An 11,483-nucleotide genomic window follows, 5' to 3' on the forward strand; every position below is an offset into this window, starting at 1 on the left:
AAAGGGAAGAGGGGGAGGGTAGAGGGAGAGGAAGGAGGGGGGGAAAAGGGTAGAGTAAGCTAGGGGGGAGGTTTTTTTTTTTCAAGAAGAAGACGGCATACGAAATCGCTCAGTGTCTCGTGGGCTCGGGAATGTTTTTAAGAGGCAGGCCGCGCCCGGTCGTGGACCGCCCGCCGCAGCCCCCGCACCCGAATGGGGCTCCGATGCACACCGGTCCGCACCCGACGGCGCTGCCTCAACCCGTCCCGCCGCCGCCACCGGAGCGTGAACCCGACCCCGGTGCGATGTATCCGCCCATCGCGACGCCGTTCACCAGCGCAACACCCGAGGGCCCCGCGCACCGGCAGCCGCACATGCCGTCGCACAGCGAACTCGGGCTGGTCCGCCGCGCCCGGCCCGTCCCACAGACCGGGTGGCGCAAGGCCGTGCACCGGATGACCGGGATCAACCCCGGCGAATCCGACAAGGAGAACACCCACAAGCGGCTGGTGGCCCGCGTCGATCAACCCGTGCGCGGCGACTACAGCATCGCGGTGCTCTCGCTGAAGGGCGGGGTCGGCAAAACCACCACCACGGTCGGGTTGGGCTCCACCTTCGCGGCGATCCGCGGCGACCGGGTGATCGCGGTCGACGCCAACCCGGACTTCGGCACGCTGGCCCAGCGCGGCCCGGACCAGAGCCGATCCACCGTCCGCGACCTGCTGCTGGACGAGGAGATCTTCCGCTACTCCGACATCCGCCGGCACACGTCGCAAAACTCCAGCCGGCTGGAAATCCTGGCCTCAGAGCGGGACCCGGCGACCTCGGAGGCGTTCTCGGAAGCCGACTACCGGATCGTCATCCGGCTGCTGCAGCGCTTCTACAACATCATCCTCACCGACTGCGGCACCGGGCTGGTGCACTCGGCGATGACCGGTGTGCTCGATGAGGCGGACGCGATCGTGTTGGTCGCCTCCCCGGCGATCGACGCCGCCCGCAGCGGGCTGGCGACGCTGGATTGGTTGGCCCACCACGGCTATGCCCACCTGGTGCCGGGAGCGACCGTGGTGGTCAGCGCGGCCCGGCCCGGCAAGATGTCGGTCGACATCGACCTGCTGGCCAGCCAGTTCCTGGCTCGCGTCCGTGCCGTCCACGTCATCCCGTTCGACGACCACCTGGCCCAGGGCTCCGAGGTGGTGCTCGACCTACTGGGTTGGAAGACCCGTCAGGCATTCCTGGAATTGGCGGCCACCCTCGCCGACGGGTTTGCGCACACCACCAAACGCACCGACCGGATTACGCAGTCCTAGCTCAGCTGGTCGATCAACGCGTTGATGCGCGACGCGTCGGCCTCCGACACCGACTGCTCGGCTTCCACTGCGGCAATCAGCTCCGGCGGTAACCCGGCCGCATTCGCCGTCTCCGCCACCGACAAATCCGCGCGGCGCCGGGCGGCGTACAGCCGCTGGCCGAGCGTCGCCCCCGGCGCGGCCGCGGCCCGTTTCATCAGCTCGTCGTAGCGGCGCCGCACCGCGGACAACGTCAACGCCAGCGCCGGGGCACCCTGGGTGCGGCGCGCCGCGCGGGCCACCACATCCTCCAGCTCACGCAGGTCGGCCACGATCACCGAGATCCGCTCGGGGAACTCCGGCGAGTCGCTCGGCGGCAACGCGTCCACGGCGGCGGCAAACGTCTTCATCGCCACCTCGGCGGCGTCGACGATCAGCGACGCCTGGCCCTCATCCGACGGGTGCGCGGTGTCGGCGCCGGGCACGGCACCGCCGTTGCGGATCTGCTCGATGGTGCCCGCCGGCCATTGCAGCACCTCTTCCAGCTTGGCCCGGGTCCGCTCCCGCGGCCAGCTGCGGCCCTTCTCGAACGCAATCAGTGCACCGGCGTTGATGATCTTGTACTTGGCGAGGTTGCGCTGGGTGATCTCCAGTTCACGGCGGCGGCTGGCCGCGGCCGCCCCGGCCCGCAGCACGCCGGGGTCGATGTCGGTTTCCGTCGTGTCGTCGATGCCGCTCCGGGTCCGCACCACCTCGGTGATCTCGACGTCCTCGTCGAACGAGAAGTCGATGTAGGTGCCGTCCGGGCTGCCCACATACAACCGCAGCCCGTCGTAGATCTCCACCGAATCCCGGCGTTCACCGTTGACGTAGATGCCGTTGAGGCTGCCGTTGTCGACGGCGAACCAGCGCCCCCGCCGGGGCTCCAGTCGGACGTGCGCCCGGGAGATCCGCGGATCACCCACATGCACATCGGCCTGATCGCCGCGGCCGATCACCACCGTGTCGCGATCCGGCGTAAACGCGTACACCGCACCGTCGCAGCGCACGGTAAGGGTTTTCGGGTAGTGGGGTTCGGTCATCGTCAGTAACTGTATCGGCCCGGCGAGGACGTCCGGGTCACGATTGTTCAGCGCTGGTGGGGCCGCTCTCGCGCGGGGGACGGGTGGCGAAGTGCTGCGCGACGATCGCGGCGATCTGTAGGAATTTGCCGCGGGTCTCGGGCGCCATCTCGCTCGCCACATCGATGACGCCGCCGGGCCGCAGATGCGGATCGAACGGCACCTCGACCACCGCCTGGCCGTGACTGTGGAACTGCTGCGTCAGCACCGAGCGGGTCCGTTTGTCGGCGTGCCCGTCGGAATCGTTGAGCACCACGACGGTGCGTTGCAGCAGGTCGGTCTGGCCGCGGTCGGCCAGCCACTCCATGGTCTTGGCGGCCGCCGACGCCGCATCCGCCCACGGCGACGACACCACGATCAGCGCGTCCAGGTCGCGCAACGCCTCCTGCGTCACCGGTGCGTCCATCGTCGAACCGCAGTCGATGATGGAGATGGTGAAGTGCCGGTCCAGCCGCAGCGCGGCTTCCCGGTACAGGGCGGCATCGATCACCCGGCGCCGACCCGTCGCCGGCTCCCCGGCCAGCACGTACAACCCGGCGGCATTGTTGCCGACGCGGGCGCTGACATCGGCGAACGACTCCAGGTTCTTATCCGTCGCCAGATCCCAGTACGAGCTGGGCGCGGCGGGATCGACCCTGCTGGATAGCCGGCCGAACGCGGTGTCGGCATCGACGGCCACCACCCGGTCGGCGCGCCGCAGCTGGGCGAAGATCGATCCCACGCTGGCGGCGACGCTGGTCTTGCCCACTCCGCCCTTGCCGAGGACACCGACCTTGTAGCTGCCGCGGAACGCGGTCGCGATGGTCGCCTCGAACTCGGCCTCCTGGCGTTCGGCCGGGGAGGGCCCCAGGTTGACCAGGCCGAACGTGGCCGCGAAAACGAACCGCCGCCAGCCGCGGCCCGGCTGCGGACGCGGCGGGCGACCGGCGGGCACGGGCTGGATCTCCCCGTAGGTCCACTGGTCCGCCGGCCTGCCGTCATGCGGCGGCTGGGGTGCGGTCGTGGGCGGCTGCGGCGGTTGAGCCGGCGCCGGTTGGGGAGGCGGTGCCGGGGGCGCGCTGGTCGGCGCGTACCCCAGCCGGTCTCGCAGGAAGTCGTCGCGTTGGTTCATCGGTTCCTCGGTAGATCTGCGGGCTGCCTGACAGCGTGCTGACCTTGTTGAGCCAGCCAGGCATCGGCTCCCAGTATCGGCTAAGCCGGAAAAATTGACGGGAACGGGTAGTCGGCGCAGCGTTAATTCAGCTGCTCAGACGCCCAGTATTCGCGCAGGCGAGCGATTCGGGTGCCGTCGAACTCGAGGATCGCGACCTCGCGCATCCGCTTGCGGCGGCCCTGGACCAGGTCGTCGAACCGGGCTTCCCACTCGGCGATGGCGGTGTTCCCGTCGAGGTAGAGGTTGAGCAGCTCGGCCTGGATGTTGGCCTGTTCGGCGACGACCTTGGTTTGCCAGTAGTCCCGGATTCCCGCCGCGGTGCGGATCGGCTCGCCCAACACCCGTTCGTGGTAGGTCGCCGTCGGCGTGAACACCGTCACGATCAGGTCGGGGTCCTGGGTCACCCAGGCCCGCAGGTAGACGTCGATCACCGCGCGCACGTCGTCTTTGGCCAATCCCATCAGAACCTCCGTGATGCGGCGGTAGCCGTAGCACTCGCATCGTAGAGCCCGCTTCGTTTCCGTACTGTCGCTACGGTCTCGACGCGTTGCGCCGATCCGCCGCGGCGGGCGGCTGGTGGCGCGAAACCGGGCCCCGCACGCTGAGTAACAAACGGTAAACGACCTGGTAAATACCGGTAATTAAGGGGAGTAAGTATTCCGTCTGCTCTATACCACCAGCCGCCGTCGGGCAGCGACACTTCTTTGCCGGTCATCGATATTGCGATCTCTAGTTGCGTTGCTTCAGTTTGAATGCTACGGTTCAACCACTGATCCCCCTTGGAAGGAACGCCGATGACCAGCCCCTCATCTGACCCACGGATGCTCGACGACGTCGTTGGCGCCTGCGTGCAAGATCCCGACCGGTGGATGACGGCCACCGACGACGCCACCAAGGCGATCTGCCGCGGCTGCCCGCGGCGCTGGCTGTGCGCACGAGACGCGTACGAGACCCCAGGCGCCGAAGGGCTGTGGGCCGGAATCGTCATTCCCGAAGCGGGACGGGGACGCACCTTCGCGCTGCGTCAGCTCAAATCCCTGGCCGAGCGGGGCGGCTATCCGGTGCGGCAGAAACGTCGCCGCTCCGCCTCGCCGGTGACCGACTAACGGAAAACCGCTCGTGCCGGCTCTTTGCCGAGCCGGCCGGCGGGGGTCCGGGGCCATGACTTGCGGTGCATCACCGTCGAGGGGTGGCCATGGCCCCGGACCCAACCACTAGCTTTTCTGAACAACCACCCCAATTTACGCGGATTGGCCCACGTCGCCGGCCCCGCAACCTCGGAAAAACGCTCAGCGTGACCGATATCACCTTGCGACACGCGGATCACCCCTGGACCTGCCATCACAGCAGGTGATCGTGCACAATCACCCTCGGTTCCCGCGGCCGTGACCAAGCCGACCGGGCCGCGATTGTGGGTCGACGGGCCCGCTGACCGCGCAGAAAACCGCAGGCGGGCGGCGTGATCGGGTCCCTCCCGCCCGTTGTCGGTGTGCTGTGAAATTCGGCACTGCCGACGGGCGGCTACCATTGAACAAGTTGGCATGTCAGCCGGGTTTTGTCATATCGTTTTAAGGCTTGTCGAGACCGGGACTAGAGCCACCGTTCAGCGCTGCACGGTCGTATCTCTGACCGGGCGATCGTCACCGGCGGACGATGAAGACAAGACCGAAGGGGCCCAGCCCGCTGCCTCCGGGATGCGGCGTTGCGGATCTTCGTCAATGCCGCGCAGACAGTCTTTTGTGAAGGGTCAGGTGGGAATGCCCAGCCGAGTCGGGCTTTACAACCCCGCATTCGAGCACGATGCGTGTGGTGTGGCCATGGTCGTCGACATGCATGGCCGGCGCAGCCGCGACATCGTGGACAAAGCCATCACCGCGCTGGTCAACCTCGAGCATCGCGGCGCCCAGGGTGCCGAGCCGCACACCGGCGACGGCGCCGGCATCCTGATCCAGGTCCCCGATCAGTTCCTGCGTTCGGTGGTCGACTTCGACCTGCCGGCGCCGGGCGACTACGCCACCGGCATCGCGTTCCTGCCGCAGTCCTCCAAGGACGCCGCCACGGCATGCGCGGCGGTGGAGAAGATCGTCGAGGCCGAGGGACTGCAGGTGCTCGGCTGGCGCGACGTCCCGACCGATGACTCGTCGCTGGGCGCGCTGGCCCGCGACGCGATGCCGACCTTCCGGCAGCTGTTCATCGCCGGCGCCTCCGGCATGACGCTGGAGCGGCGGGCCTACGTGATCCGTAAGCGCGCCGAACACGAACTGGGCACCAAGGGTCCCGGTCAGGACGGGCCGGGCCGCGAAACCGTCTACTTCCCAAGCCTTTCCGGGCAGACGTTCGTCTACAAGGGCATGCTCACCACCCCGCAGCTCAAGGCGTTCTACCTTGACCTGCAAGATGACCGGCTGACCAGCGCGCTGGGGATCGTGCACTCCCGGTTCTCCACCAACACCTTCCCGTCCTGGCCGCTGGCGCACCCGTTCCGGCGGATCGCCCACAACGGTGAGATCAACACCGTCACCGGTAACGAGAACTGGATGCGGGCCCGGGAGGCGCTGATCGACACCGAGGTCTTCGGGCCGAACGGGTTCGAGAAGCTCACCCCGATCTGCACCCCGGGCGCCTCGGACACCGCACGCTTCGACGAGGTGCTCGAACTGCTGCACCTGGGCGGCCGCAGCCTGCCGCACGCGGTGCTGATGATGATCCCCGAGGCCTGGGAACGGCACGAGTCGATGGACCCGGCCCGCCGTGCGTTCTACCAGTACCACGCCTCGTTGATGGAGCCGTGGGACGGCCCGGCGTCGATGACGTTCACCGACGGCACGGTGGTGGGCGCGGTGCTCGACCGCAACGGCCTGCGACCGTCGCGGATCTGGGTCACCGAAGACGGCCTGGTGGTGATGGCCTCCGAGGCCGGTGTGCTGGACCTGGACCCGGCCACGGTGGTGCGCCGGATCCGGCTGCAGCCGGGCCGGATGTTCTTGGTGGACACCGCCGCCGGCCGCATCGTCTCCGACGAGGAGATCAAGGCCGAACTGGCCGCCGAACACCCGTATCAGCAGTGGCTCGAGACCGGCCTGATTCCGTTGGACAAGTTGCCGCAGGGCGACTACGCGCGGATGCCGCACCACCGTATTGTGTTGCGGCAGCTGGCCTTCGGCTACACCTACGAGGAGCTCAACCTGCTGGTGGCGCCGATGGCGCGCACCGGCGCCGAACCGATCGGGTCGATGGGCACCGACACCCCGATCGCGGTGCTCTCCGAGCGGCCGCGGATGCTCTATGACTACTTCCAGCAGCTGTTCGCCCAGGTGACCAACCCACCGCTGGACGCCATCCGTGAAGAGGTCGTGACCAGCCTGCAGGGCGCGCTCGGCCCGGAGGGCGACCTGCTCAACCCGACCGAGAACTCGTGCCACCAGATCGTGCTGTCCCAGCCAATCCTGCGCAACCACGAGCTGGCCAAGCTGATCAACCTCGACCCGGACGCGGAGGTCAACGGCCGCCGGGTCAACCTGCGCTCGCAGGTGATTCGCTGCCTGTACCCGGTCGCCGAGGGCGGCGCCGGGTTGCGCACCGCGCTCGACGAGGTGCGCACCCAGGTGTCGGCGGCGATCGCCGACGGTGCCCGGATCATCATCCTGTCCGACCGTGAGTCCACCGAGCAGTTGGCGCCGATCCCGTCGCTGCTGGCCGTCTCGGCCGTGCACCACCACCTGGTGCGGGAGCGGCTGCGCACCCAGATCGGGCTGGTGGTCGAATCCGGCGACGCCCGCGAGGTGCACCACATGGCCGCGCTGGTCGGCTTCGGCGCGGCGGCAATCAACCCGTACATGGTGTTCGAGTCGATCGAGGACATGCTCGACCGCGGGGTGCTGGAAGGCATCGACCGGGAAACCGCGCTGGGCAACTACATCAAGGCCGCCGGTAAGGGTGTCCTGAAAGTCATGTCCAAGATGGGTATTTCGACGCTGGCGTCCTACACCGGGGCGCAGCTGTTCCAGGCGGTCGGGATCTCCGAGGACGTGCTCGACGAGTACTTCACCGGGCTGGCCTGCCCGACCGGCGGGATCACCCTCGACGACGTGGCCGCCGACGTCGCCGCCCGGCACGCGCTGGCCTACCTGGACCGCCCCGATGAGCGGGCGCACCGCGAACTGCCGGTCGGCGGCGAATACCAGTGGCGCCGCGAGGGTGAGGGCGCCGAGTACCACCTGTTCAACCCGGAGACGGTGTTCAAGCTGCAGCACTCGACCCGCACCGGCCAGTACTCGATCTTCAAGGAGTACACCAAGCTGGTCGACGACCAGAGCGAGAAGATGGCGTCGCTGCGCGGGCTGCTCAAGTTCCGCGCCGGGGTGCGCCCGCCGGTGCCGCTCGAGGAGGTCGAACCGGCCAGCGAGATCGTCAAACGGTTCGCGACCGGCGCGATGAGCTACGGCTCGATCTCGGCCGAGGCGCACGAGACCCTGGCCATCGCGATGAACCGGCTGGGCGGGCGGTCCAACTCCGGGGAGGGCGGCGAACACGTCGACCGCTTCGACGCCGACCCGAACGGCGACTGGCGCCGCAGCGCGATCAAGCAGGTCGCCTCGGCCCGGTTCGGGGTCACCAGCCACTACCTGACCAACTGCACCGACATCCAGATCAAGATGGCCCAGGGCGCCAAACCCGGTGAGGGCGGCCAGCTCCCGGGCCACAAGGTGTACCCGTGGATCGCCGAGGTGCGGCACTCCACCCCCGGTGTCGGGCTTATCTCGCCGCCGCCGCACCACGACATCTACTCCATCGAGGATCTGGCGCAGCTGATCCACGACCTGAAGAACGCCAACCCCGCCGCGCGCATCCACGTCAAGCTGGTGTCGGAGAACGGGGTCGGCACCGTCGCCGCCGGGGTGTCCAAGGCCCATGCCGACGTGGTGCTGATCTCCGGGCACGACGGCGGCACCGGCGCCACCCCGCTGACGTCGCAGAAGCACGCCGGCGCGCCGTGGGAGCTCGGCCTGGCCGAAACGCAGCAGACGTTGCTGCTCAACGGGCTTCGGGACCGCATCGTGGTGCAGGTCGACGGCCAGCTCAAGACCGGGCGCGACGTGATGATCGCCGCGCTGCTGGGCGGGGAGGAATTCGGTTTCGCCACCGCCCCGCTGGTGGTCACCGGCTGCATCATGATGCGGGTGTGCCACCTGGACACCTGCCCGGTCGGGGTGGCCACCCAGAACCCGGTGCTGCGCGAACGGTTCACCGGCAAGCCGGAATTCGTCGAGAACTTCTTCATGTTCATCGCCGAAGAGGTCCGGGAGTTGATGGCGCAGCTGGGTTTCCGCACCCTCAACGAGGCCGTCGGCCAGGTCGGGTCGCTGGACACCACGCTGGCCCGGGCACACTGGAAGGCCCACAAGCTGGACCTCACCCCGGTGCTGCACGAGCCGGAATCGGCGTTCATGAACCAGGACCTGTACTGCAGCTCGCGGCAGGACCACGGCCTGGATAAGGCCTTGGACCAGCAGCTGATCGTGATGAGCCGCGAAGCGCTGGATTCCGGTACACCGGTCCGTTTTTCGACGACCATCTCCAACGTGAACCGCACCGTGGGGACCATGCTCGGCCACGAGGTGACCAAGGCCTACGGCGGGCAGGGCCTGCCGGACGGCACCATCGACATCACCTTCGACGGGTCGGCCGGCAACAGCTTCGGGGCGTTCCTGCCCGCCGGGATCACGCTGCGGGTCTACGGCGACGCCAACGACTACGTCGGCAAGGGGTTGTCCGGCGGGCGGGTCGTGGTGCGGCCCTCCGACAACGCCCCAGAGAACTACGTGGCCGAGGAGAACATCATCGGCGGCAACGTGATCCTGTTCGGCGCCACCAGCGGTCAGGCGTTCCTGCGCGGGGTGGTCGGCGAACGGTTCGCGGTCCGCAACTCCGGCGCCCACGCGGTGGTCGAGGGGGTGGGCGATCACGGCTGCGAGTACATGACCGGCGGCAAGGTCGTCATCCTGGGCCCCACCGGCCGCAACTTCGCCGCCGGCATGTCCGGCGGGGTGGCCTATGTCTACGACCCGGACGGCACGCTGCCGACCAACCTCAATACCGAGATGGTGGATTTGGACTCCTTCGACGACACCGACACCGAGTGGCTGCACGGCATGTTGCAGGCCCACGTGGACGCCACCGATTCCGCGGTGGGCCAGCGCATCCTGGCGGACTGGCCGGCGCAGCAGCGGCACTTCGCCAAGGTGATGCCGCGCGACTACAAGCGGGTGCTGCAGGCGATGGCCGAGGCCGAAGCCGCCGGCACCAACGCCGACGACGCGATCATGGCGGCGGCCCGTGGCTGACCCCAGAGGCTTTCTGACCTACACCCAGCGCGAGCTGCCCAAGCGGCGGCCGGTGGAACTGCGGCTGCGCGACTGGAACGAGGTCTACGAGGACTTCCCGCACTCGAGCCTGCAGCAGCAGGCCACCCGCTGCATGGACTGCGGGATCCCGTTCTGCCACAACGGCTGCCCGCTGGGCAACCTGATCCCGGAGTGGAATGACCTGGTGCGCACCGGGCGTTGGCGCGACGCCATCGAACGGCTGCACGCCACCAACAACTTCCCGGACTTCACCGGGCGGCTGTGCCCGGCGCCGTGCGAGGCGTCGTGCGTGCTGGGGATCAACCAGGATCCGGTCACCATCAAGCAGATCGAGTACGACATCATCGAGAACGCCTTCGATGAGGGCTGGGTGGTGCCGCTGCCGCCGCAGACCCGGACCGGCAAGACCGTGGCCGTCGTCGGCTCCGGGCCGGCCGGGCTGGCCGCCGCCCAGCAGCTGACCCGCGCCGGGCACGCGGTGACGGTGTTCGAGCGCGCCGACCGGATCGGCGGCCTGCTGCGCTACGGCATCCCCGAGTTCAAGATGGAGAAGCGCTTCATCGACCGCCGGCTGGCGCAGATGGAGGCCGAGGGCACCGAGTTCCGGGCCGGGGTCAACGTCGGCGTCGACATCACCGCTTCGCAGTTGCGCGCCGACTTCGACGCGGTGGTGCTGGCCAACGGGTCCACCGTCGGGCGGGATCTGCCCGCCCCCGGCCGCGACTTGGACGGCATCCACCAGGCCATGGAGTACCTGCCGTGGGCCAACCGCGTCCAGCAAGGCGACGATGTGCTGGGGCCGGACGGCGAGCCGCCGATCACCGCCAAGGGCAAGCGCGTCGTCATCATCGGCGGCGGCGACACCGGCGCGGACTGCCTAGGCACCGCGCACCGCCAGGGTGCGGTCAACATCCACCAGTTCGAGATCATGCCGCGCCCGCCGGACACCCGCGCCGAGTCGACGCCGTGGCCGACCTATCCGCTGATGTTCCGGGTGTCCTCGGCGCACGAGGAGGGCGGCGAGCGGGTGTTCTCGGTCAACACCGAGGAGTTCGTCGGCCGCGACGGGCACGTCGCCGCGCTCAAGGTGCACGAGGTCACCATGCGCGACGGCAAGTTCGAGAAGGTGGAGGGCACCGACTTCGAGCTGGAGACCGACCTGGTGTTGTTGGCAATGGGCTTCGTCGGGCCGGAGCAGCCGGGGCTGTTGACCGACCTGGGGGTGGAGTTCACCGACCGCGGCAACATCGCCCGGGACGACAACTTCGCCACCTCGGTGCCCGGGGTGTTCGTCGCCGGCGACGCCGGCCGGGGCCAGTCGCTGATCGTGTGGGCGATCGCCGAGGGCCGCGCCGCCGCGGCCGGGGTGGACCGCTACCTGATGGGGCGCACCGCCCTGCCGGCCCCGATCAAGCCGACCGACCTACCCCAGCGCTAGCCACTTCGTCCGCGAGCAATAGCTCCTATGTCAAGCGGCTGCTGGTTTTAGGTGGTTGATTTCGGGTTTGGTGCTGGTGAGAAGGGCTTGGTATACGCGTCGGGCGATGCGGCGTTTGAGGCATCGACGCGCTGCTGC

Annotated in this window: 6 protein-coding genes and 1 pseudogene; 4 read left to right on the forward strand and 3 right to left on the reverse strand. The window is 68.5% G+C overall.

What is annotated here, in order from left to right:
* Positions 1-107 precede the first annotated feature (107 nt).
* Positions 108-1,289 (forward strand): annotated as a pseudogene (locus tag BKN37_RS22420) (MinD/ParA family ATP-binding protein); the annotation flags it as partial.
* Here BKN37_RS22420 and BKN37_RS22425 read toward each other — a convergent pair.
* The 3 genes from BKN37_RS22425 to BKN37_RS22435 all read right to left on the reverse strand — a co-directional run bounded on the left by BKN37_RS22425 (position 1,286) and on the right by BKN37_RS22435 (position 4,003).
* On the reverse strand, positions 1,286-2,350 hold the full coding sequence (locus tag BKN37_RS22425; RefSeq protein ID WP_083341973.1) for an FHA domain-containing protein: 1,065 nt from the start codon (positions 2,348-2,350) through the stop codon (positions 1,286-1,288). The pseudogene BKN37_RS22420 and the gene BKN37_RS22425 overlap by 4 nt on opposite strands.
* Positions 2,351-2,387: 37 nt before the next feature.
* Positions 2,388-3,500, reverse strand: a complete 1,113-nt coding sequence (locus BKN37_RS22430) for a MinD/ParA family ATP-binding protein (protein WP_083341974.1) — start codon at positions 3,498-3,500, stop codon at positions 2,388-2,390.
* Positions 3,501-3,622: 122 nt separating this feature from the next.
* Entirely contained in the window at positions 3,623-4,003 is a 381-nt protein-coding gene (locus BKN37_RS22435; RefSeq protein ID WP_071029149.1) for a nuclear transport factor 2 family protein, read from the reverse strand.
* A 333-nt stretch (positions 4,004-4,336) separates the two neighbouring features.
* Between BKN37_RS22435 and BKN37_RS22440 the strand changes: the two genes are divergently transcribed.
* The 3 genes from BKN37_RS22440 (at position 4,337) to BKN37_RS22450 (ending at position 11,345) form a co-directional block, all read left to right on the forward strand.
* Entirely contained in the window at positions 4,337-4,648 is a 312-nt protein-coding gene (locus BKN37_RS22440) for a WhiB family transcriptional regulator (RefSeq protein WP_071029150.1), read from the forward strand.
* Positions 4,649-5,299: 651 nt separating this feature from the next.
* Complete coding sequence (gltB, locus tag BKN37_RS22445; protein WP_095407180.1) at positions 5,300-9,886, forward strand: glutamate synthase large subunit; 4,587 nt, start codon at positions 5,300-5,302, stop codon at positions 9,884-9,886.
* Complete coding sequence (locus BKN37_RS22450; RefSeq protein ID WP_071029152.1) at positions 9,879-11,345, forward strand: glutamate synthase subunit beta; 1,467 nt, start codon at positions 9,879-9,881, stop codon at positions 11,343-11,345. Before gltB ends, BKN37_RS22450 begins: the two co-directional genes overlap by 8 nt.
* Positions 11,346-11,483: the final 138 nt, after the last annotated feature.

Source organism: Mycobacterium talmoniae, from assembly GCF_001854525.1.
Taxonomy (GTDB): domain Bacteria; phylum Actinomycetota; class Actinomycetes; order Mycobacteriales; family Mycobacteriaceae; genus Mycobacterium; species Mycobacterium talmoniae.

Excerpts from the sequence above, each read along its gene's own strand:
- BKN37_RS22425 (WP_083341973.1), bottom strand. The coding sequence starts at position 2,350 with ATGACCGAACCCCACTACCCGAAAACCCTTACCGTGCGCTGCGACGGT.
- BKN37_RS22430 (WP_083341974.1), bottom strand. The coding sequence starts at position 3,500 with ATGAACCAACGCGACGACTTCCTGCGAGACCGGCTGGGGTACGCGCCG.
- BKN37_RS22435 (WP_071029149.1), bottom strand. The coding sequence starts at position 4,003 with ATGGGATTGGCCAAAGACGACGTGCGCGCGGTGATCGACGTCTACCTG.
- BKN37_RS22440 (WP_071029150.1), top strand. The coding sequence starts at position 4,337 with ATGACCAGCCCCTCATCTGACCCACGGATGCTCGACGACGTCGTTGGC.
- gltB (WP_095407180.1), top strand. The coding sequence starts at position 5,300 with ATGCCCAGCCGAGTCGGGCTTTACAACCCCGCATTCGAGCACGATGCG.